The sequence below is a fragment of the Candidatus Saccharibacteria bacterium oral taxon 488 genome, assembly GCA_013099195.1.
Lineage (GTDB): Bacteria > Patescibacteriota > Saccharimonadia > Saccharimonadales > Saccharimonadaceae > Nanosynbacter.
Window position 1 is genome coordinate 385,804 of the sequence record CP039999.1, and the last position, 20,038, is coordinate 405,841.

Consider the following 20,038-nt stretch of genomic DNA (forward strand, 5'->3'; position numbering starts at 1 on the left):
GATGGCCTTAGCAAGCTACAATGTTCGTCGTCCTTCCAGCGCATGCGTCAGCGTGATTTGGTCGGCGTATTCGAGGTCGACACCGACGGGGATGCCGCGGGCCAGGCGCGAGATAGTGATGGTGAGACCGGCCTCCTGGAGGTAGCGCTGCAAAAAGAGCGCGGTTGATTCGCCCTCGACCGACGCGTTGGTGGCGATGATTAATTCCTCGGCGTTATCATGCTTGATGCGCTTGATGAGCTCAGGGATGTGTAGCTGCTCCGGGCCGATGCCATCAATTGGTGAAATCGCACCGCCCAGCACGTGATAGGTGCCGCTATACTGCCCCGTCCGCTCCAGCGCCACGATATCCAGTGGCTCCTCGACCACGCAGATCAAGCGTCGATTGCGCGACTCGTCTTGATATAGCGGCGACACCTCTTGATCATGATCAATCAGCGCGAACGTGACCGGACAGGTTTTGACGCATGTGTGCAGCCGATCTAGCGCCCGCGCTAGCTGCTCAGCCCGTCTGGCGTCACGTCGGAGCACGGCATAGGCATAGCGCTCAGCAGTCCGCGGCCCAACCCCAGGCAGCCCGCCAAACTCATCAATCAGCGTCGTCAGCGCCGCCGGCAAAATCGTCGGTTTCATCAGAACGGCAAGTTGCCTAGCCCGCCCATCAGCGGTTTCATCGTCTCGGCAGCAACTTCCTGCGCTTTGGCTAGACCGTCGCGAATTGCGATTTGGATCCAGTGCTCCAGCTGCTCGATATTGTCGAGGTCAACCATTTTTGGATTAATCTTGATCGACTTAATTTTCAGCTCGCCGGTGATCTGGACGATCACTGCACCGTCGCCGGCCTCTACTTCAATGATTTCTTTGCCGAGCTGTTTCTGGGCCTTGCGCAGTTGCTGCAACATCTTGACTTGGTCAAACGCCATAATTATTAATTCCTCCTTGAATTTACTTTTTCATTATACGCTATTTTTTCGCCAATTTGTAGAGGTAAAAGCGGTCAGCCCGCTCGGCGTGGCTATTGGTGACGATGCGCTCGAGTGTCCAGCCGTCAGTGTTGGGGTGAGCCATTTGTTCAGCGCGGGTGATGACGAGTGTAGCGCTCTCCGTGGTTGGTTGATTGACGGCGAGTTTGTGCTTGCTATAGCGGGCGACGGTTTCGTAGAGCGGCGCCTCGTGTGGGTTGGCGACGAGAACGACGTTTTGCCGGCCGGCGATGGCTTTTTGTAGCAGTGGCAAGTCGGTGCTAAATTCATGCACGGCGCCCGAGAAATGGCGATACCCATTGGTAAAGCGGTCGAGACCCGAGAGGACCATCACGCCGATGAGCGCCATCAGCATCAATAAGCCAGTGATGCGGGCGTAAGGATTACGCGGGAACAGCGAATACCATTGATTGAGCAGTGCCTCGACGCCAACGGCCAGCAGAATAAATAGCGGCAAGATAATAATGCTGGTCATTGATGGCTGCAGCACCAGCAGCGGTAAACTTAGTAGCAGCCAGACGCCGATCATGTACGAACGCGCGGTGTGGTGGTGCTGGATGGTTTTGAAAATGCCAAGCATGATCAAAAATAGCGCCGAAAAGTCGAGCACCGGTGCGATCTGACCGCCGACAACGGTTGGCTTGACCCAGAGATAATGATACAGTAGCAACCGCAAATTATCGACCAGCGCCCAGCTGAGGCTGTGAATACCGACCAGTGATTTGAGTAGATCGTGATGTGTCGCGGCGAGGAAAATTGCCGGCGCGCTCGTGAGCGCGAGAACGACGATCGCTGGTAGCCATTTGAAGCGATTGCGTTTGGCGAGTAGCGCGTAGCGGGTATGCGGGTGGATCAGCGCTACCAACAGCAGCGTCAGGTGAATATACCAAAAATACGGCGTAAACAGGCTCAGGCCGACCGTCGTCGCCAGCAGTAGCCGCCACAAGGCTGAGCCCTTAGCACGCTGGACGATCAGGCTGGCAAAGAGGAGAATGAGCGCGGCATAGGTGATGTAGAGGATGTGCGGCGTGAAGCTTTGAGCAAAGAAGATCAGCTGGCCAGTGACGGTCATGATGACGAGCGACAGGATGGTGACATTGGGCTTGAACCAGCGCCGCAATAGGAAAAATACGGCGACGGCGGCGATGAAGGACAGGATGAGCGACGGCAACTTGATGGTATAGACGGTGACGCCAAATACGCTGAATAATCCGCGCTGCAAGAGGTGGAATGGTAGGTTGGTTTGGGCGAACGAGCCGAGATTAGTTGGCGAGATGGCATTGGTGGTGCTAAGCGCTTCAATTTCCGCCTCGCTCACGCCGCCTGGGGCATACAAACTAGCGGCGGTGATGGCCGCGCAAAATAGCACAATCAGCGCCAGGTAGCCCAGCCAATAGCGCCAGCGATAGACAGCCGAGTCGGCGAGTTTCCGCTTTTTCATTGGTATTGATTATAGCACAATTCTAGTCATGCTTGCGATCGAGGCTCATAAAACGCAGGCGCTCCGGATGGAAGTAGAGTTGAATCTTGCCGACCGGACCGTTACGGTGCTTGGCGATTATCAGGTCGGTGATATTTTGTACCTCTGGGTTATCCGGTTCGTAGTAGCCGGGGCGGTAAATAAAGCTGACGATGTCGGCGTCCTGCTCGATGGAGCCGGACTCGCGCAGGTCAGCCAGCTGCGGGATTGGCGGCGTGCGCGACTCGACCGAACGGCTCAGCTGACTGAGGGCAATCAGCGGCACGTTGAGTTCACGAGCGATCAACTTCAGGCCGCGGGAAATTTCCGACACTTCCTGGACGCGGTTGCCGTTGTGATTGTTGGTGGCCTGCATCAGCTGCAGGTAGTCGACGATGATCAGGCCAATTTCGCCTTCGTGTGCCAGCCGGCGAGCCTTGGTGCGCATCTCCAGAATGCTGAGGCCCGGCGTGTCATCGATGTAAATCGGCGCTTCGGCCATCTCGCCCATGGCCTCGGACAGCTTCTCAAAATCATCGCCGCTCAGATTACCGGTACGAATATTCCAGCTATCAACGCCGGCCGCATCTGCCAACATACGATCGGTCAGCTGCTCCTTGCTCATCTCCAGGCTGAAAAACAGCACCGGCTTTTTCTCGATCGTCGCCACGTTGTACGCTAGGTTAGTCACCAACGTCGTCTTACCCATGGCTGGACGCGCTGCCAGGATGATCAAATCGGACTTCTGCAGCCCCGCCGTCATGGTATCCAGATCGCGGTAACCAGTCCGCATGCCGCGCAGGCTGCCCTTGTTGCGGTGAAGCTCCTCGATACGGTCAAAACTATCGGTCAAGATACTTTCCAGGCTGACCAAATCCTGTTTCAATGACTGGTCAGAGACGCTGAATAATTCGGCCTCGGCTTTTTCTAGCAATTCCTGAGTCGTCGTCGATTCATCGTAGCCGAGTTCGGTGATGCCGCTGCTGGCCTTGATCAAGCGCCGCCGCACCGCCGTTTGTGCCACCATTTCGGCGTACGCCGCCGCGTGCGCTGCCGTCGGCACGTAGTTGGTGAGTTCCGTCAAATACGCCGAGCCGCCGATGAGCTCCAGCTCGTCCTTGCGCTTCAGTTCATCAGTCAAGGTCAGGAGGTCAACCGGCTTGTGCTTTTCAAACAGCCGCATCATACCAGCGAAAATTAGCCCGTGGTTTTTATCGTAAAAGTCGTTCGGCTTGACGATTTCTGAGGCGTCGGCTAGGACTTCCTCGTCGATGAGAATTGCGCCGAGCAGGCTTTTTTCGGCGTCTAGGTTTTGGGGCGGCAATTTGCCCGCCATAGTCTCAGTTTGGGTTTTTTCGCTCATGATAATTCCTCCAGGTTAACTTCTTCGCCGCCGCCCATCAGCTCGGCAATCTTCGCAAGCTCGGCGTCTTTGGGCGGGGCTTTTTGTCCGATTGTCGCAATATCCAGTTCGGTGCCGGCAACTTGTTGCACAATTGTCGCAATAAGCGGGCTATTCTTCGCATTATCCAACTTCTTTTTGGTAAAGGCATTGCCGGCGTACAGGGTTAAGGTGTTGCCATTTCGCTGCCAGCTGCACTGTTGCAACAATGTCGCAATAGCAAACGACTGCTCTTTGGCTAGGGCGATGATTTTGTCCCAGTCGATGTCTGTGGCGGAGGTTGGCGGATTGTTCGACGTTGGTTGATTGTTTGCCGGGGTGGCGGTGTCTGCGGTTTCCTTACCCTTAGAGATATTAGTTTGCTGCTTCTTTGGGGCAGTTTTTGGCGAATTTTCTGCTGGCTGAGCGGCTGGTGCTTCTGAAGTAGCTGCCGGTGACTCTGGCGCCTCTACTGGCGGTCTGGAAATGGTGACCGGCGGTTTAGCTGTAGTTTTGGGACTGGTGATCGACGGCGATATTCGCTCGGGCGATGTGTCGGTCGCCTGTTCCCTGTTGTCCATAAATATCGTCAATAATTTCAAATCCGGATGCGGATGGCGGTCAACTTCGATCAATTGCTTGATGAGCTGAATTAACTCCGGTCGCTGATGTAATCGTGTTCGTAGCAGCGACAATAATTGACGGGATAGGACGATTGGATCGGTGCCAGCCCTCTCCAGCTCACCCAGCAAGCTCAGCGCCCCAGAAGCGTCGCGCTGCTGATACAATGCCAGCAGGTTCTCCAGTGTCTCGGCAGCGCTCAGTCCCAGGTACTGAGCAACGTCCGACGCACTCAGCGGCTTGCCAGTGTCCGCCAATGCCGACAATTGATCCAGCATACTGATGCCGTCGCGAAACCCGCCGCGCGAGCGTTCAGCGATCAGACGAGCGGCGTCTTCCTCGATACTAAAGCCCTCTTTCTCGGCAATAGTCATCAGCTGGCGCGCCATGATGTCCACTGGGATGGGACGGAAGAAAAATTGCTGGACGCGGCTGAGGATGGTGGCGGGCAGCTTGTCGGCGTCGGTGGTCGCCAAGATAAATACTACGTGCGCTGGCGGCTCCTCCAGCGTCTTTAACAGAGCGTTGAACGCAGGTTTAGACAGCATGTGGACTTCGTCGATGATGTAAATCTTTTTCGGTGCGGAAACGGGCGCAACTTGGGCTTTCTCGCGCAGGGCGCGGATATCGTCAACACCGTTGTTGCTGGCGGCATCAATTTCGATGATATCCAGATGTGAGGCTTCCTCGTCGTACGGCAACTGATTGATTTCATGCGCTAAAATGCGCGCCACCGATGTTTTTCCTACGCCGCGCGGACCCGTCAGCAAATACGCATGGGCGATTTTCCCCTGCTCCAAGGCTCGGCGCAAAATGTTGGTTACGTGATCTTGCCCCAACACCTCGTCCAAGCTGCGACTGCGATATTTGCGGTACAGTGCCTGACTCATTACTATACGTATTATAGCGCAAAGTGCGGGATTAGTAAGCTGTTTGGCGGTTCAGGCTTGCTTTTAAGAATAATCCTGTCCGGTGGCATGTATCAAAACAGCGCCAACTGCGTGCTGGGTATTTCGATGCTGATGACGCCGTCAATTGTTTGCGCCTGGTAGCCGATGAACTTTTTCACGTTATACGCCAGTAGCTGCCCGTCATAATCGGCGATGAGGATCGGACCGATGATACTGCGGACGCGCCCAGCCAATTGGTTCTGATCTTTCATCAGTACTACTCTTGTTAAATCAACGCCAGCGGTATGAAAATAATCTTCGCAAAGAATTAGCTCAGACCTCGGAAATGATACGCCAATCTTTTGCTCGATTTCAAGCAGTTTTTGCCGCAACTTTTCCTCGCCGTCCGCGCGATTGAAAGGCTGTTTTATAAGCTCGAGTTTCTTATGAATCGGCATGGTCTCAACGACGCCGTCCAGCCTGGCAATTTTCGCCTCATATTGCCGGGCAATCAGCGCCGAAGAAAATGTCTCCAGTTTCAACGCCAGGCGCGCTCCCTGCTCCAGCAGCCGCCGAATGCCGCGCTCTTCCTGCGAGATACCGACTTTAATAACTCCCGGCGCAAAATATGCCAGATAGACGAAGTGCGGGTTTTGATTAATCTTTTCCTGCCGGGCTGACAGCGAGTTAGCATGATAAAATGCTGGATTAAACCCTCTTCGGTCACGGCATTTGATGCAGTTCTCATATTTTGTCTCCGCTATTGCCTGCTCTGGGCACGCTTGGCCGCAATGATTCTCAAAATCCACCCAGCCCGTACAATATTTGGCCGAAAAATCAAACACCAGTGACAACTCCTGCTCCAAAACATCACCACGCTCAGTCTCGCCGTCAATCTGCCACTCCAGAAATGGCCGGTTTTCGGTATCAAAGCTGGCGTAGCTTAGCAAAAACTCCTCAGGCATAGCACAATTATATCAAAAACCACCCGGCAACTGCGTGGGCGGTTTCAAATATCGAAATGTTTTATAGCGGCGCTTCGACAGCTGCCCAGGTGGCGTCCGGATTGTCATCAGGGATGATGATGGTAACTTGGTCGCCGACTTCGATGCGGAAGAAGGTGACGCTGGCGAGCAGGATGCGGTATTCGCGGCCGTTGGCTTCGACGTAGTAGACGCCGTCGTGTTGGACGAGGGTACCGATGACTTGTTTGCGCGAGACCGGGCCGATTTGCTTGTAGATAAAACTGCCGTCCTCGGCGATGGTTAATTTCAAGATGTCGCCCTCGACGAGCTTGGACTTCGAGGCGTAGTTCGCCGGGATTGGATAATTCTTGCCATCAGGCCCCATCATCATCTGGCCGTCAAACACACCCTCGATCACCTTGCCAGCGACATCGTCCGACGAGGTTTTTGGCGTAACGACTTGCCCATCGTCACCAACGATGCTAATCAGCAGCTCCTTGGCTGCCGCTAAGTTGGTTTCTGCTTCTTGGATGAGCGTCCTGAGGCGCTTCACTTGCTTTTCCGGTAAATCAGACATATGGCTCGCATTCCTTGTCTATTTTGATAGTACGTGAGAGTAATATAGCACTAATTATGTGAGTGTGCAAGTCCCGCCAGTCGATTCGCATCGGCTAACGGCTTGTCTTTCCACAAGGACAACAGATAGTCAGGTAAAAATGTGGTAATTTTTACCCTTGCCAATAAAACACCGCCCGTGGTATAAGCTCCGGGCGGCATTTCTCTACGAAAACAATCGGTCGTTTCACGCAAAAATTAGCTTAACTCAACGCTAGCGCCGGCGTCCTCGAGCGTCTTCTTGGCAGCTTCAGCTTCGTCCTTCGACACCTTTTCCTTGACTGGTGCTGGTGCGCCGTCGACGATGGCCTTTGACTCACCGAGTCCTAAGCCGGTGATTTCCTTGACTGCCTTGATGACAGCAACTTTTTGAGCACCTGCGTCTTTCAGAGTGACGGTGAACTCAGTTTTCTCGTCTTCTGCGGCAGCCTCGCCACCAGCAGCTGGACCAGCAACAGCCACTGCAGCAGCAGCTGGCTCAATGCCGTATTCGTCTTTCAAGTGATTTTTCAATTCGTTAACTTCTAGAACTGTCAACTTGGTCAGTTCTTCAGCCAATTTTTTAATATCAGCCATGATATGTCTCCTTAGATTATTGATTAATTTCTGAGTTTGTAAAATCTTCATAAGTCTCCGTGCAGCGATTGCAGCCCGAGCGCGCTAGCGCCCGGCGCGAAAAGAGGAGGCGTTGAAGATTTTATGAACTCAGGTAGATGATTGATTGCTAAACTTAAGCCGCAGCTTTGGCTTCGATGCCGTCCAGTAAGCCGTGCAAATTGCCGCCAAGTGCGCCCACAGTGTCGTGGACTGGTGAGAGCAGCTGTGCCACCACTTCGGCGATGAGCTGATCCTTGCTTGGCAAGCCAGCCAGCGCTTTGATGTCAGCTTCGTTGATGCTGAGGCCTTCTCCTGAGAAGCCACCGGCCAACTGCAGTGCTGGATGTGTCTTTGCAAACGTGTCCAGAACTTTGGCTGGCATAACTTCGTCGTCGGCACTGATGGCGTAGACCAACTGGCCAACTAGGAGGTCGGTGTCAGTTTCTTTGTAGGTGTCGACGCCCTGCAATGCTACGCGCACCAAGCGGTTTTTAACCACCTTGATGACCACATTTGCCTCGCGGGCAGCCTTGCGCAGCTCTTGCAATTCAGCCACGCTCAGCCCCTGGTACCGCGCAAATGCCGTACCTTTGGCGTCTTTCAGCAGCTCGGTTAGTTCAGCAACCAAAGTTTGTTTTTTATCGCGTGAAATTGCCATAAAAATCCTTTCTTTGATTGGTTCTTGTATGATTCGACCGATTTGTTAACGTGCGGTAATGGAGAACCTGGTTCTCGTTTTTCTGGGCATTAGCCGAGCAAACAAAAACGTCTTTGATTCTCGCACTACCAAAGACGTCAAATAAAACTGTTCGTTTCATCCCTCGGCGGCATTTTTATACCTCAGTTCCCTTCGGTCGCACGCTGTCTTTGGTAATGTTCCTTAGAATTGTAGCAGAAATGACAACGGGATGCAAGACAATGTTGGCTTTAATTTTCAGGAATATGAAAACGCGCCCTGCTTAATGCGGAGCGCGTTTATGCCAACAAGCCGACCTTACAGTGAAGTTTCAACCTTGACGCTAGGTCCCATGGTAGTGACGATAGCGATAGATTTGACGTAAATGCCCTTGAGGCTGGATGGCTTTTGGGCGTTCAGACTGGCGAGGAAAGCGCGAGTGTTTTCTGCCAGTTTGTCGGCGCCAAACGAAACCTTGCCAATTGACAGGTGGACGATGGCTTGCTTGTCGACGCGGTACTCGACCTTGCCGGCCTTGGCTTCGGACACCGCTTTAGCGACGTCGGTAGCGACGGTGCCGGACTTGGGATTTGGCATCAAGCCGCGCGGACCGAGCAGCCGGGCGTACTTGCCAAGCTTCGGCATATATTGCGGCGTGGCGACTAAGATATCAAAGTTCAATTCTTCCTTGTCCAGCTGCTTCAGGAACTCCTCGTCACCGATGATGTCAGCGCCGGCTTTCTTAGCGGCAGCATGCTCTGACTCTGGTGCGAACACTGCTACGCGGACGTCCTTGCCGGTGCCGTGCGGCAGCGCTACGGTCGAGCGGACGTTCTGATCGGCTTGGCGCGGATCAACGCCCAGGCGAACGTGAATTTCAACGCTGGCGTCGAATTTGACCGGGCTGGTCTCAGTCGCCAGTTTCAGTGCTTCATCAAGGCTGTACAATTTATTTTTCTCAATCTTCTTGGCAGCTTCCTGATACTTTTTGCCGCGGCGCTCTAGGAGCGGACGCGTGATCGGCTTCGGGCCTTTCTTAACATGCGCTTCAGCGTCGTCGGATTGCGGCGTGGTGTCGCCTGCTTCTTTGCGAGCTTCTTTTTCGGCTTTCTCGGCAGCCTCGTCAAGGGCTTTTTGGCTGCGCTTGCCAGCCTTGGCGACGACGGCCTCGCGCTCGGTGATAACGTCTTTATCTTTGGTATCGTGCGGCTTGCTATTTTCAGGCGCGCCTGATTCGGCTTCGGCAATTGCCGCTTCAGTCTCAGCGATAGTATTCTTGTCGCTGACTGCTAATTTTAGTTCTGCTGCTTTTTCTAACAGCTCGGCTTTCTTGGCCATACTAATCCTTTCTGTGGTACAAACGGCGACTCGCGACTTCTCGAGCGAATTTGCCTCCCAGCATTGATTTGATGATGGGTTAATTATAACATGATGAGGTGTTTACAGCTAGTCTTTTGTCTCGTCACTCCAGGTGGAAGGCATGATACCAGATACACTCTCGATTGGCACAAGGTACACAAGTCCCCTACCGCTCACGTCTTTGATTTGTAGCATTGGCTGCCCCTGGCTGAGTGGGAAATCTGCTATTGACATTATCTTTTCTTCGCGCTCGGCCATCTCTGGTATGACGAGGTTGATGGTGTCGCCGCAAATCTCAAATGGCTCTTCGTCGGGTTCAGATATCGCGGCCGGTAGCTCGGCGATTTCCTCTGGTGAGTATGAGCCTGACTGGTAGATATTGATGTCGATTGCCCAATACTTCTTCGCCATACAGGACACCAGATTTCCTCGGTATAACGTATCAAAAATATGATTTAGCTCTGATCGCGCCTCGTCGATAACGTCCTCAAGCATTTTTTGCTGCTGCCCAGGGCGGGCGTTTGTAAACCCCTTGCTCGTAATGAGTTCGGTCGCAAGGGCTGCGGTGTTATGCAAATTATCAATCAAGTCTCGGTCGGGTTTAGACGGTATGATATCCGGATCATCCTGACGAATACATTTATTGAGGTATATGTTATCGGGAATGATAAAGAGTAAATCGTCGGGTGATTTGTCGTCAATATTTTCTAGGACGATAACCAGTCGCTCCTTGCCATTTACCTCAAACATATCAAATCCATCAGATCGCAGTTGGGTGAACGAGGTGATCTCACCGCGAATATCACCTGAGGGCGTCTGTCGGTAGACAATGCCCTGTCCGGAAAATACGCCGTTTTCACAAAAATCGCTACCAACGACAGTCTCTAAGTCGTTCATTAGTTTGTCAAAATCATCTTCATCAGAATAAGCTGTCGTGTCTTCAATTTTATGTATTATATTTCGCGTTACCTCGTCATTTAAGAAATCAATAACGTTGATGCTTTCGTTGGCGTCAACTGGTTCGTCGGTTATTTCAATGTCAATGATATTCTTACGCGAGATAGCGTGAGCTACACCATTAAGGTCGATTATTTCAAAATATGGATAATTGTCCTCCATCGCTACGGAAATATATTGAGCGCTAATAGTGTCATTATCATATCTTAGGTTGGGGTGTAGCGTTACGATTGATACAGTATTATCGTTGGCGATGGCGTCGAGATAGTTGTTGATATTGTCGAGCGTATTTTGGATGAGCATGGCCTGCTCTTCGGGTGAAGCGATCTGATAGCGTCGTTTCGCCAGTAGGACGTCAATTTCACGGACTTGGCTCAAAATATACGAGAACGTATCTCTGGGTTTCTCATTTGATATGAATTTGTCGACATCAAATTGTAATAATGTTTCTGGTGACAGCGGGATAGCTTTCTCGCCAATTGCTAGTGCGACGACGCGTTGTTCGGTGGTGACATTAACTCCAGCAACGCACTCTTCAGTCGAAACGGTTGTATAAGTAAACGGTCCTAGCTCGCCATTCGTCTGTTCAACACCAAGCCCCCCGTCTGGTAATTCGTGAGCAATTGTGACAGTGGCCGCTTCACCGAGGTACTGCGGGTCGAAATAACATGTCGAGAAATCTAGCGTTAGCTGGCCGGGGTGATATTTTGGTGGTATGTCCTCTGGTTTTTCACTACTGTATGCGGCGAGGTCTCGGTTGATGCTTTTGATATTGTCCCAAAACGATGGATCGTATAGCTCCGAGAGTAAATCTATCCGGGTTGCTTTTAATCGGTCATGTTCCATGGGATTAGTTATATACTACCACTGTTGTTAGGGCAAGCATGAGTTATTTAAGCATGGTAATATGGTGCTGATCTGCGGCAATGAGGCGGTGCATCTATAGTCTATAATCCGCTTGCCCCTGCTCTTTCGTCTCTGCTACAATAGCGAGTATGAACAATATCACAATCACAGACATTCACGCACGACAAATTTTAGATTCTCGGGGCAATCCGACGGTGGAGGCCGATGTTCGGCTGAGCGATGGCTCGTTCGGGCGGGCGGCGGTGCCGTCGGGCGCCAGCACTGGTTCGCACGAGGCGGTCGAGCTGCGTGACGGCGACTTGGCGTATGGTGGCAAGGGTGTGCTCAAGGCAGTTGAGCATGTCAATGTTGAGATTGCGCGGGCGCTGCGCGGCATGGATCCATTTGCGCAACATCGGGTTGACGAGCGGATGCGACAGCTGGACGGTACACTGAACAAGGGGCGGCTTGGAGCGAATGCGATCCTAGCGGTCAGCCTAGCAGTTGCCAAGGCGGCGGCTGAGTCTAAGGGTATTGAGCTTTTCGTCTATGTCAATCAGCTGGCGAATGCCGGCACGATGAGCCTGCCGATGCCGATGATTAATGTGATGAACGGTGGGCAGCATGCGCTGGGTGCTACTGATATTCAGGAATATATGATTATCCCGGTCGGCGCGTCGACGTTTGAGGATGCGATGCGGATGAGTGCCGAGGTGTTTCACGCGCTGGCGAAGGTGCTCAAGGCTGAGGGCTACCCGACGACCGTTGGTGATGAAGGTGGCTACGCGCCGCATGTGCGCGGCGGCAATATGGAGCCGGTCAAGCTGCTGGCACGGGCGATTCAGCAGGCTGGCTACAAGTTGGAGCAGGACTTTGCCTTTGCTCTTGACGTGGCTTCAAGTGAGTTTCACGAGGGCAATGGCCAGTATCGGCTGGAGACGGAGCATCGCACGCTGGATGTGACTGGCATGATCAAGATGTACAAACAGCTGCGGGCTGAGTATCCGGTGGTGTCGATCGAGGATGGGCTGGATGAGGAAGCCTGGCACGACTGGCAGACGCTGACGACGGAGCTTGGCTCGACGACGCAGCTGGTCGGTGATGATTTGTTGGTGACGAATGTGATGCGGCTGGACCGGGCGATCGCTGAAAAGGCTGGTAACGCGATTTTAATCAAGCCAAATCAAATCGGTACGTTGAGCGAGACGATTCAGGCGGTGATGATGGCGAAAAAGGCCGGCTGGAATACGGTGATGAGCCACCGCTCGGGCGAGACTGAGGATGTGACCATTGCTCATCTGGCGGTCGGACTCGGTACGGGCCAGATCAAGACCGGCTCGATGTCGCGCTCAGAGCGTATCGCCAAGTACAACGAGCTGATGCGTATCGCCGAGATGCGACCAGAGCTAGAGCTGGTGCGGCCGTTCAAGCAGTCGTAGTTCATAGGCTACGAGACAAGACGTCGGGCGCCTGGTTGGCTGTAGTGGAAATTATTGCCGCAAGGCAACCAGCTGCCCCTCATCAGTAAATTTGATGATCCGTGAAGGCATTACCCCCTTAATTTCCCCGCCGTCAACGTAGACAGCCACCTCATCGCCAAAATACGCGGTTGCCTCATTGACTGTGGTGGCCGGTAGTTGCTCGCCGGGGTTAGCGCTTGGTGCGAGCAGTGGACCGACCAGCTGAATCAGCTCAGACAATGCTGTGTCTGGTGGTACGGCACGAAATGCCAAGGTCGCGTCAGTACGTACTAGGTGCGGCATAAAGTCGGGGCTGACCCTGGCAGCAATAGTGGTCGGCCGTTCGCAGTACAGCTGGTCATAGATATGCCGCTGCTTGGTGGTGAGTTCGGGAATGTTGTCGGCGCTACTAAGCAGGATGATGCAGGATTTGGTGCGGTCACGCTGGCGTACGCGGTACAGCTCATCAACTGCCCTCGGGCTATCAGCTCGAGCGAGCAGACCATAAATAGTGTCAGTTGGCGCCACGACGAGTTTGTCGGCTCGTAGCGCCTCGATAACGGCAGTATCAAGTAAGTTTTTGGTGATCACCAAATGATTATACCACAATAAAATTGCCCCCACGGCAGGGAGCAATTTTGGATGAACAAGACGTAAATTAGTCGGCGACTTCTACGCCCATTGAGCGAGCGGAACCAGCAACGACTTTCATCGCGCCTTCGATGTCGATGGCGTTTAGCTGATCCATTTTTGCTTCAGCAATTTCCTGAAGCTGAGCGCGAGTGATTGTGCCAACTTTCTCGGCGTGCGGCTTGCCTGAACCCTTTTGAATGCCGGCTTTTTCGCGGATCATGTCATCGACTGGCTGACCAAGCGATTTCCACGTAAAGGTGCGGTCTTCGAACACCTGAATATGGACGATAACGTCCTTGCCCATCATATCTTTGGTGGCGTCATTGAATGGATTGATGAAATCCATCATGTTCAGCCCCCACTGACCGAGGGTTGAGCCGACTGGTGGCCCGGCGGTTGCTCGTCCGGCAGGGATGCGTAATTTTAGATTACCGATAACTTTCTTTGCCATAGTTTCCTCTTATTTTTTCCGTGCGTAACCACTGTATTATAACGAAAATTGTGCTAGAATACAAGCATGAACGCTCGCAGCATCAAGCCGGTTCGTCGCCTGATCAACATGTTTGGGGCGCTCGCCTACAGCCTGTTAATCTTCACTTATGCGGTTATCGTCGGTGCTGGGTTGTTGTGGCTGGCGCGTAGTGGCCTACTCATGCAGCTCGGTGTATCGCCAGAGACAGTCCAGCCGGCACCCACCCCGCCGACCACGCCGAGCGATACGACGCCTCGTGCGGTACCGTTTCTCCTTCAGGTGGTGCAGCTGGTACTGATGTCGGTAATGACGGTGGCGGTTTTGGGTGTGGTGGTGATGCTGCCGTATTGGCTGGGGCGCTGCGGCTCGTATCTATTGAAGCGCAGCATTCGATTATGTCACAGCCAAGTGACGCTGGCGACCCTGTTGTTCGGCAAGATATTGGCGTGTGGCATCGGGACGGTGCCAGTGCTGATCATGGCGATGTATGATGCTAGGCAGTGGCCGATCGCGGCGGTGCTGCTGGGGATGATTACGGTGGCGCTAGTCCTCTTTGCCACACAACACTACCTCGCCAAAAGTAGCGAGGTAGTTGAAGCCAAAGATGTCTGGTAGCTTGGTGGTGTATCACCGCGCAGCCAGATGATCAGGTGGCTAGACTTTCTTGACCTGCAGCGCGTCCAGCTCGACCGGTGTATCGCGGCCAAACATGCTGACCATAACTTTAATTTTGCCCTTGATGGCATCAATTTCTGCGATTGACCCATCAAAGCCTTTGAACGGCCCGTCAATGATGGAGACCACTTCACCGACTGAGAAATCGATCTGATGCTTTGGTTCTTCGACACCCATGCGCTTTTTGATTTTGGCAATTTCTTTGTCCGACACCGGTGTTGGCGTGGTGTCAGCACCAACGAAGCCAGTCACACCCGGCGTGTTGCGGACAATGTACCAGGTCTCGTCGGTCAGCTTCATCTCGACCAACACATAGCCCTGAAAGATCTTGGCATCGACAACCTTGCGCTTGCCGTTTTTGATCTGAATTTGCTTTTCTTTCGGCACCATGACGTCGAAGATTTTGTCGGCCATGTCGACGCCGTTGATGCGCTGGCGGATGGATTCAGCAACCTTTTCCTCGTAGCCCGAGTAGGTGTGAATGGCGTACCACGAGCGAGTTGAATCGTAGCGATTTGATGACATAATTTCCCTTTCCTATTTCAAAATTTGATTAAAGCCCCAGTTAAAGCCGGCGTCAAGCAGCAAGATCAGCACCACGAAGATCAACGTAAACACCAGCACTGCTGCCGTCATGCTCCAGGTTGCTGAGCGAGTCGGCCAGCGTACCAGCTTGAGCTCCTGCCACGCGCCCTTGAAATAGCCAACGTCGCCTGATTTTTTGGCGGATTTTTTGGCCGTGGTTTTTGGTTGTTTTGGTGAGGTGCTGGTCGCTGTCACCGTTTTTTTGGCGGTCTTACTGGTGGTTTTTTTGGTGGTTGTAGTTGCTTTTGATTTATGTGGTGACGGCTGCTTCGTCTCGTCATCTTTCGCGGTGATGCGGCGAACTCTCGTCTTTGATTCTGCTGCGTTTTTTTGTGCCATAGTTTCTCCCAATTTAAAAGTCTGCTTCTTAGCAGACTGTCAAGTCTATTGTAGCGTGTCCGGGCCGTGATTGCAAGGGCGGTCTCACGCGGACGTGGGCGGATCAGCCAGCTCAAAGCTAAATGTTGAGCCATGATTGAGTCGGCTTTTGACAGAGATGGTGCAGCCGAGTTTGTGCGCCAATTTGCTCGCAACGTACAGTCCCAGTCCGGTGCCGCTGGTCTCGCGGGTGCGATAATCCTCGGCCCGGTAAAATCGCTGGAAAATCTTTTTTTGGTCAGTCTTGCCGATGCCTATCCCGGTATCGATTACCGCAAATTGTACGGCACCGTTACGCCGGTGCATCCGCAGCGTCACCCCGCCACGAGGCGTGTATTTAATGGCGTTTATGATGAAGTTTTGTAATAGCTCGGTCAAGTACAGCCGCGAAACCTTGATTACACCAATCTGCGCACTCACATCGAGGTCAAACCGCAACCCCTTCTCAGCCGCTCGCGGCGCAAACTCACTGTGTAACGTGCTAGCCAGCTCCATCAGATTAATCGTCTCCGTCTCGTCCGCCGCCCCACGTTCAGCGCGCGATAGGGTGCCAAGGTCATTGATCATTTTAGCGAGGAACATCACTTGATCGTGCGCCGCCACCAGTGCTTCGTGTACCTTTTGGGTGTAGCCTTTCTCGGCGAGCAGTCGAGCGTTATCAAGCGCTCCCTCGGCAATGGCTACCGGTGTGCGCAGTTCGTGGCTAACGACACTGATAAACTCATCACGCTCCTCTTCGAGACTTTTTATCTTGGTGACGTCACGCAGAATCAGCACATAACCGTCAGTACTCGAGCTGCCGCCCAAAATCGGCGCAAAGGTTGCCTCCAGTCGCAAATGATCGCCATCACTGAGCGGCATGATCAGATCGTCACGAGTACGGATTGACGGCGATTTGCTCAGTTCTTCAAATACATTGATTGGCGTTCTACCGAGCGTCTGTAATTGAAATATCTCGTTAATGTGGTGGCCATGGAGTGTGGCGTTGGTGTCCAGTAGGCCGATCATCGCCGCATTATAAATCGTGATCACGCCGTGAGCATCAGTGCTTAGCACCGCATCAGTCAAGCTGTTTACCAATGTCATCATCTGGCTATGCTCTGGCGCGGCTTTCGTCTCATCGCGTCCGCATTGCTGACTGCGCCCCATGCGCCACGTGCCCATCCCTTGTTTCATATGATTTTAGTATAGCACACGCTACACGTGCGGTGTATGGTTTTTCAGTGCCGCTCGGTGTGTTTTGTAGGCTGGGTCGATGGCCGCAACCTCTCGCCAAAAGGCGTCGGAGTGATTCATTTGGCGGGTGTGAGCTAGCTCATGTATCAGCACATAATCAAGCAGCTCAAACGGCAGGTTCATCAGTGCGATGTTCAGGCTAATCGTGCCGCGCGACGAGCAGCTGCCCCAACGGCTGGAGGCGTGCGTCAGCTTGACGGTTTGATAGGAAAAGCCGTGTTCCTCGGCCAGGAACTTCAGCCGCCGTGGCAGGTAACTTTTGGCTTCCTTGCGTAGCGCTGTGATGACGACTTCGCGAATGCGCTGCTGGATGGCTGGAGTAGCGATGTCGGTGCTGGGCGGTAGCTTGACGAGGATGCGGGTGCCGGAGCGCTTGATAATGAGTTCGGTGAGCGCAGGCTGGGTCTCGATAATCAGGTGGTGGCTTTTACCAATTGATTGGTCGTGCATGTAGTAGTGACCTTGTTGATGCTCGCTCAGGAGCTCGCGAATACGCGGCCGGGATGATTTGATGAGCATTTTTGCGGCGAGCAGCGGTGCATACGTCGGCAAGCTGATCCGCAGCTGCCCGTTTGGCGCGACTTTCAGTGACGCCTGACGCGCCAAGTGCGAGCGCCTCACCGTGATTTCGCCAAACTCAGCATCAGTAATGGTTGGCATGTATAACTCCTAGCTAACGCGAATACGACTGAACACTGGACGTTGCGGACGGCGCTTGGAGGTATCAGCCTGGGCGGCCTGTGGTTGGGTTGGAGCGGCTGTAGTATTCGGGCGCACGTCAGCCAGGCGCTTGAGCAAGGTGCGCGCTTGGGTGTTATAGGTGTGACGACCACTGATGACGACGCATGGCTCGCTGGGGTGCGGCGATGAGAATTGTTTGATCTTAGTATCAAATGCCGCCTCGTCGTTATCGTTGGCCTTGAGCCAGCGCATTTTGGCGGTAGCGAGGTCGGTTTGTACCCAGACAAAGAGAATCTTATAACCAGCAGCACGGGCTGTCTTGGCGAGCTCAACCCGCCAGGCTCGCTTCTCCGTTGCCCCTTCAAACACGATGGTTTGATGGGTCTTCATCAATTCTTTGAGCAGGGTGCCGCTCGCATAATTAACAGCCGCCTCATCATCGGATAATGCCGCTAAGATACCAGAGTCCAAATGCGGCGCATGAAACATCTCAGAAAACTCAGCCGCAAATTGCGACTTGCCCGCCCCCGGCACGCCCACCATGGCAATGATGTGAGGAGAAGAAAGTTGCAAAGGTTTCATATATGTTAGTATACACAAAAAATCCCCCTTATCCAAGGGGGATTCTCGCCTGAAACCTCGCGCTTCAGAATATAGATTCTCGGAGCGGTCAGTCTCTTACAGTTGGCGTCGGCTGGCGACGTATGCTAGGGCTGAGGTAACCAGTGCACCGAGACCCAGGCCGCCGAGTACCATGTCAGTCATACCAGTTCGTGGTAGTGCGGTTGGTGTTGGTGGGGTTGGGGTGGTTGGCTTTGGACTACACTCTTCGCTGTCGATACCGACGAACCGCTTAGTGTCTTCAGCTTCTTTCTTGGTAACTTCGCGGATGGTCTTGGTAGTGACGTCACAGACCTTGATCTTTTCACACTTGCTCAGATCAGTGGTGTATGGTGGTGTGTTCTCTTTGCCCTTCTCGACTTTCTCGATGACGCCAGTTTGAACGTTGCAGGCCTCGACTTTTTCTGGTACATCAACCGTGGCATTGTCACAGCCGTCTTTGTCGCCAGGAATCTCTGGGGTATCAACGCAGGCGGTGTTGACGACCTTGCCAGTAACTTGTTCTTTGATGGTTGCCGTGATAGTAAAGGTCTTTGATGCACCCTGCTTGAGTTCAGCAATTGTTGCTTTCCAGGTATTGTTCTGGATGGTGCCCTCAGATGCTTTCAGGAAGGTAACACCTTGTGGCGCATTGTCGGTGACAACAGCGTTCTTTAGGTCAACGTTACCGGTGTTAGTGACGGTTACCTGGTATGGGAATTCGTTGCCGACTTGGACGGTCTTGTGCTTGAGGCCATCAACCTTTTTCTCGATTTTGATGCCAGGGTTAGCCTTTGGCGTTTCTGGCTGGATGGTGAACTGCTTGACACAGTCGTTGCTGGTGCGATCACCAAGGCTGGTTGTAACTGTGACGCGAGCGGTGTAAGTGCCCGCTTCCTTGATGGTAGCGCTGGTCTCGCTGGTCAGCGCTGAAGTAGTGTTGCTGCGTGAGAAGACTTCCTTGCCTGAAGCATCGGTGATGCTAAAGGTGTATGACTTGACAGTTGCGCCATTCTCGACTGTTGCGTGAGCCTTCAGGGCGACCGTGTTAGTCTGACGATTAATGACTGGCTGGTCAAGTGCTTTACAAGTAGCCACTGGCTGTGGTTTCGGTTTTGGTGGCACAACAACGTTGGTGGCGACAACCGGGTTACCGCACGGTGTCATGATGGCGAACTTAAAGCGGCCCTGCTCATCAAGTCGGATAAATGCCTGCTGTGCGCTACCCATGCGGCTGGCTGGGACGACCTTGGCGTTGGTGCCTGAGATCGGTGTGCCGCCGCTGATGTTGCGGATGGCTGTCCGAGCGTTGGTGGCGACAACGGTGCCGTTGTCGAGGCGAACCTCGCCGTTACGGTAGACTGCGCCATTAGCGTAGTTGCCGCTCAGCATCTCGTAGGAAATACCGAACGCGCCATAAATTGTTGATACGCCTTTGTTGAAATATCGTTCGCGCATCTCTTGTACCGACATGGTACCACAATACACCACGGCGTACTTGTCACAGTCGCGGGTATTGTCAATTGTTTCTGCGTTGGCGTAGTAGACCAGTCCTGCTCCGAAAGCAGCGACCAGCGACAGCGCCACGATCTTAAGCTTTGTACTTAATTTCATAACATCCTCCTCACTGGTTGTTTCTCCAATATTATCACACAAGCATTATTTTGTCAATAACTTATATCATATTTTTTCAAAATGGTTAGTTTGCAGAATATTTTTTTCTGTTATAATAGATACGCTAACCCGTTAGCGGGACGATAGGGGCATAGTTCATCGGCTAGAATGGCGGTCTCCAAAACCGCAGAGGTAGGTTCGACTCCTACTGCCCCTGCCACAATTTATGGCGTGACGACTTGATGAAAGTCGTTTTTTAATGGCTTGCTGTAGAATTGACGGCGCATATCAATTCGTCTCTTGTGAAAATAATACCTTGATCTCGTGAAAAATTGCCAGATGTGCTTGAAAAAGC

21 protein-coding genes and 1 tRNA gene are annotated in these 20,038 nt (G+C 52.9%); 3 read left to right on the forward strand and 19 right to left on the reverse strand.

Translation table 11 applies throughout. The features are described from left to right. Nucleotides 1-15: 15 nt before the first annotated feature. The 11 genes from recR to FBF28_02025 form a co-directional block, all read right to left on the reverse strand. Nucleotides 16-633, reverse strand: coding sequence for a recombination protein RecR (gene recR / locus FBF28_01975; protein QJU08331.1), 618 nt, complete (start codon nucleotides 631-633; stop codon nucleotides 16-18). After that, a complete protein-coding gene (locus FBF28_01980; protein QJU08332.1) occupies nucleotides 633-923 on the reverse strand; it encodes a YbaB/EbfC family nucleoid-associated protein in 291 nt (96 codons plus the stop codon). Before FBF28_01980 ends, recR begins: the two co-directional genes overlap by 1 nt. Nucleotides 924-963: 40 nt before the next feature. Continuing rightward, nucleotides 964-2,424: a glycosyltransferase family 39 protein gene (locus tag FBF28_01985; GenBank protein QJU08333.1), complete on the reverse strand. Its 1,461-nt coding sequence runs from the start codon at nucleotides 2,422-2,424 to the stop codon at nucleotides 964-966. 22 nt (nucleotides 2,425-2,446) lie between these two features. Beyond that, nucleotides 2,447-3,778: a replicative DNA helicase gene (gene dnaB, locus FBF28_01990; GenBank protein ID QJU08805.1), complete on the reverse strand. Its 1,332-nt coding sequence runs from the start codon at nucleotides 3,776-3,778 to the stop codon at nucleotides 2,447-2,449. Nucleotides 3,779-3,801: 23 nt separating this feature from the next. After that, nucleotides 3,802-5,334 (reverse strand): DNA polymerase III subunit gamma/tau, encoded by a 1,533-nt coding sequence (gene dnaX, locus FBF28_01995; GenBank protein QJU08334.1) that lies wholly within the window; start codon nucleotides 5,332-5,334, stop codon nucleotides 3,802-3,804. Between the two features lie 92 nt (nucleotides 5,335-5,426). After that, a complete protein-coding gene (locus FBF28_02000; protein QJU08335.1) occupies nucleotides 5,427-6,299 on the reverse strand; it encodes a DUF2797 domain-containing protein in 873 nt (290 codons plus the stop codon). A gap of 61 nt (nucleotides 6,300-6,360) precedes the next feature. Then, nucleotides 6,361-6,876 carry a hypothetical protein gene (locus FBF28_02005; protein ID QJU08336.1) on the reverse strand — a complete coding sequence of 172 codons (516 nt, stop codon included), beginning with the start codon at nucleotides 6,874-6,876 and terminating at the stop codon, nucleotides 6,361-6,363. A 236-nt stretch (nucleotides 6,877-7,112) separates the two neighbouring features. Next, nucleotides 7,113-7,490: a 50S ribosomal protein L7/L12 gene (locus FBF28_02010; protein QJU08806.1), complete on the reverse strand. Its 378-nt coding sequence runs from the start codon at nucleotides 7,488-7,490 to the stop codon at nucleotides 7,113-7,115. A 154-nt stretch (nucleotides 7,491-7,644) separates the two neighbouring features. Next, nucleotides 7,645-8,169, reverse strand: coding sequence for a 50S ribosomal protein L10 (locus tag FBF28_02015; GenBank protein QJU08337.1), 525 nt, complete (start codon nucleotides 8,167-8,169; stop codon nucleotides 7,645-7,647). Between the two features lie 336 nt (nucleotides 8,170-8,505). Beyond that, on the reverse strand, nucleotides 8,506-9,525 hold the full coding sequence (locus FBF28_02020; protein QJU08338.1) for a 50S ribosomal protein L1: 1,020 nt from the start codon (nucleotides 9,523-9,525) through the stop codon (nucleotides 8,506-8,508). A gap of 108 nt (nucleotides 9,526-9,633) precedes the next feature. Next, the gene (locus FBF28_02025; GenBank protein QJU08339.1) at nucleotides 9,634-11,349 is read right to left on the reverse strand and encodes a hypothetical protein; all 1,716 of its coding nucleotides are present in this window, start codon (nucleotides 11,347-11,349) and stop codon (nucleotides 9,634-9,636) included. Between the two features lie 149 nt (nucleotides 11,350-11,498). On the opposite strand from FBF28_02025, the gene FBF28_02030 reads away from it, so the two are divergent. After that, nucleotides 11,499-12,788, forward strand: coding sequence for a phosphopyruvate hydratase (locus FBF28_02030; protein QJU08340.1), 1,290 nt, complete (start codon nucleotides 11,499-11,501; stop codon nucleotides 12,786-12,788). Nucleotides 12,789-12,839: 51 nt separating this feature from the next. Here FBF28_02030 and FBF28_02035 read toward each other — a convergent pair whose 3' ends face one another. Together FBF28_02035 and rplK are read right to left on the reverse strand one after the other, a co-directional pair. Continuing rightward, the gene (locus FBF28_02035; GenBank protein QJU08341.1) at nucleotides 12,840-13,445 is read right to left on the reverse strand and encodes an L-threonylcarbamoyladenylate synthase; all 606 of its coding nucleotides are present in this window, start codon (nucleotides 13,443-13,445) and stop codon (nucleotides 12,840-12,842) included. Between the two features lie 22 nt (nucleotides 13,446-13,467). Further along, entirely contained in the window at nucleotides 13,468-13,893 is a 426-nt protein-coding gene (gene rplK / locus FBF28_02040) for a 50S ribosomal protein L11 (GenBank protein ID QJU08342.1), read from the reverse strand. A gap of 66 nt (nucleotides 13,894-13,959) precedes the next feature. Between rplK and FBF28_02045 the strand changes: the two genes are divergently transcribed. Further along, nucleotides 13,960-14,529: a hypothetical protein gene (locus FBF28_02045; protein QJU08343.1), complete on the forward strand. Its 570-nt coding sequence runs from the start codon at nucleotides 13,960-13,962 to the stop codon at nucleotides 14,527-14,529. A 39-nt stretch (nucleotides 14,530-14,568) separates the two neighbouring features. On the opposite strand, the gene nusG is transcribed toward FBF28_02045, so the two are convergent. The 6 genes from nusG to FBF28_02075 form a co-directional block, all read right to left on the reverse strand. Continuing rightward, entirely contained in the window at nucleotides 14,569-15,117 is a 549-nt protein-coding gene (gene nusG, locus FBF28_02050; GenBank protein ID QJU08344.1) for a transcription termination/antitermination protein NusG, read from the reverse strand. Between the two features lie 9 nt (nucleotides 15,118-15,126). Further along, nucleotides 15,127-15,513, reverse strand: a complete 387-nt coding sequence (gene secE, locus FBF28_02055) for a preprotein translocase subunit SecE (protein ID QJU08345.1) — start codon at nucleotides 15,511-15,513, stop codon at nucleotides 15,127-15,129. Between the two features lie 84 nt (nucleotides 15,514-15,597). Then, nucleotides 15,598-16,728 (reverse strand): hypothetical protein, encoded by a 1,131-nt coding sequence (locus tag FBF28_02060; protein ID QJU08346.1) that lies wholly within the window; start codon nucleotides 16,726-16,728, stop codon nucleotides 15,598-15,600. A gap of 21 nt (nucleotides 16,729-16,749) precedes the next feature. Further along, the gene (locus tag FBF28_02065) at nucleotides 16,750-17,448 is read right to left on the reverse strand and encodes a M48 family metallopeptidase (protein ID QJU08347.1); all 699 of its coding nucleotides are present in this window, start codon (nucleotides 17,446-17,448) and stop codon (nucleotides 16,750-16,752) included. Nucleotides 17,449-17,457: 9 nt separating this feature from the next. Next, nucleotides 17,458-18,051: an ATP-binding protein gene (locus FBF28_02070; GenBank protein QJU08348.1), complete on the reverse strand. Its 594-nt coding sequence runs from the start codon at nucleotides 18,049-18,051 to the stop codon at nucleotides 17,458-17,460. 96 nt (nucleotides 18,052-18,147) lie between these two features. Beyond that, nucleotides 18,148-19,683, reverse strand: a complete 1,536-nt coding sequence (locus FBF28_02075) for a DUF11 domain-containing protein (GenBank protein QJU08349.1) — start codon at nucleotides 19,681-19,683, stop codon at nucleotides 18,148-18,150. A gap of 145 nt (nucleotides 19,684-19,828) precedes the next feature. Between FBF28_02075 and FBF28_02080 the strand changes: the two genes are divergently transcribed. After that, nucleotides 19,829-19,903, forward strand: a tRNA-Trp gene (locus FBF28_02080). Nucleotides 19,904-20,038 lie beyond the last annotated feature (135 nt).

Excerpts from the sequence above, each read along its gene's own strand:
- rplK (QJU08342.1), bottom strand. The coding sequence starts at position 13,893 with ATGGCAAAGAAAGTTATCGGTAATCTAAAATTACGCATCCCTGCCGGA.
- FBF28_02065 (QJU08347.1), bottom strand. The coding sequence starts at position 17,448 with ATGCCAACCATTACTGATGCTGAGTTTGGCGAAATCACGGTGAGGCGC.
- FBF28_02025 (QJU08339.1), bottom strand. The coding sequence starts at position 11,349 with ATGGAACATGACCGATTAAAAGCAACCCGGATAGATTTACTCTCGGAG.
- FBF28_02075 (QJU08349.1), bottom strand. The coding sequence starts at position 19,683 with ATGAAATTAAGTACAAAGCTTAAGATCGTGGCGCTGTCGCTGGTCGCT.
- FBF28_02005 (QJU08336.1), bottom strand. The coding sequence starts at position 6,876 with ATGTCTGATTTACCGGAAAAGCAAGTGAAGCGCCTCAGGACGCTCATC.
- FBF28_01985 (QJU08333.1), bottom strand. The coding sequence starts at position 2,424 with ATGAAAAAGCGGAAACTCGCCGACTCGGCTGTCTATCGCTGGCGCTAT.
- FBF28_02010 (QJU08806.1), bottom strand. The coding sequence starts at position 7,490 with ATGGCTGATATTAAAAAATTGGCTGAAGAACTGACCAAGTTGACAGTT.
- FBF28_02030 (QJU08340.1), top strand. The coding sequence starts at position 11,499 with ATGAACAATATCACAATCACAGACATTCACGCACGACAAATTTTAGAT.
- recR (QJU08331.1), bottom strand. The coding sequence starts at position 633 with ATGAAACCGACGATTTTGCCGGCGGCGCTGACGACGCTGATTGATGAG.
- FBF28_02070 (QJU08348.1), bottom strand. The coding sequence starts at position 18,051 with ATGAAACCTTTGCAACTTTCTTCTCCTCACATCATTGCCATGGTGGGC.
- FBF28_02015 (QJU08337.1), bottom strand. The coding sequence starts at position 8,169 with ATGGCAATTTCACGCGATAAAAAACAAACTTTGGTTGCTGAACTAACC.
- FBF28_02000 (QJU08335.1), bottom strand. The coding sequence starts at position 6,299 with ATGCCTGAGGAGTTTTTGCTAAGCTACGCCAGCTTTGATACCGAAAAC.
- FBF28_02020 (QJU08338.1), bottom strand. The coding sequence starts at position 9,525 with ATGGCCAAGAAAGCCGAGCTGTTAGAAAAAGCAGCAGAACTAAAATTA.
- FBF28_02045 (QJU08343.1), top strand. The coding sequence starts at position 13,960 with ATGAACGCTCGCAGCATCAAGCCGGTTCGTCGCCTGATCAACATGTTT.
- dnaB (QJU08805.1), bottom strand. The coding sequence starts at position 3,778 with ATGGCGGGCAAATTGCCGCCCCAAAACCTAGACGCCGAAAAAAGCCTG.
- secE (QJU08345.1), bottom strand. The coding sequence starts at position 15,513 with ATGGCACAAAAAAACGCAGCAGAATCAAAGACGAGAGTTCGCCGCATC.
- FBF28_02060 (QJU08346.1), bottom strand. The coding sequence starts at position 16,728 with ATGAAACAAGGGATGGGCACGTGGCGCATGGGGCGCAGTCAGCAATGC.
- FBF28_01980 (QJU08332.1), bottom strand. The coding sequence starts at position 923 with ATGGCGTTTGACCAAGTCAAGATGTTGCAGCAACTGCGCAAGGCCCAG.
- dnaX (QJU08334.1), bottom strand. The coding sequence starts at position 5,334 with ATGAGTCAGGCACTGTACCGCAAATATCGCAGTCGCAGCTTGGACGAG.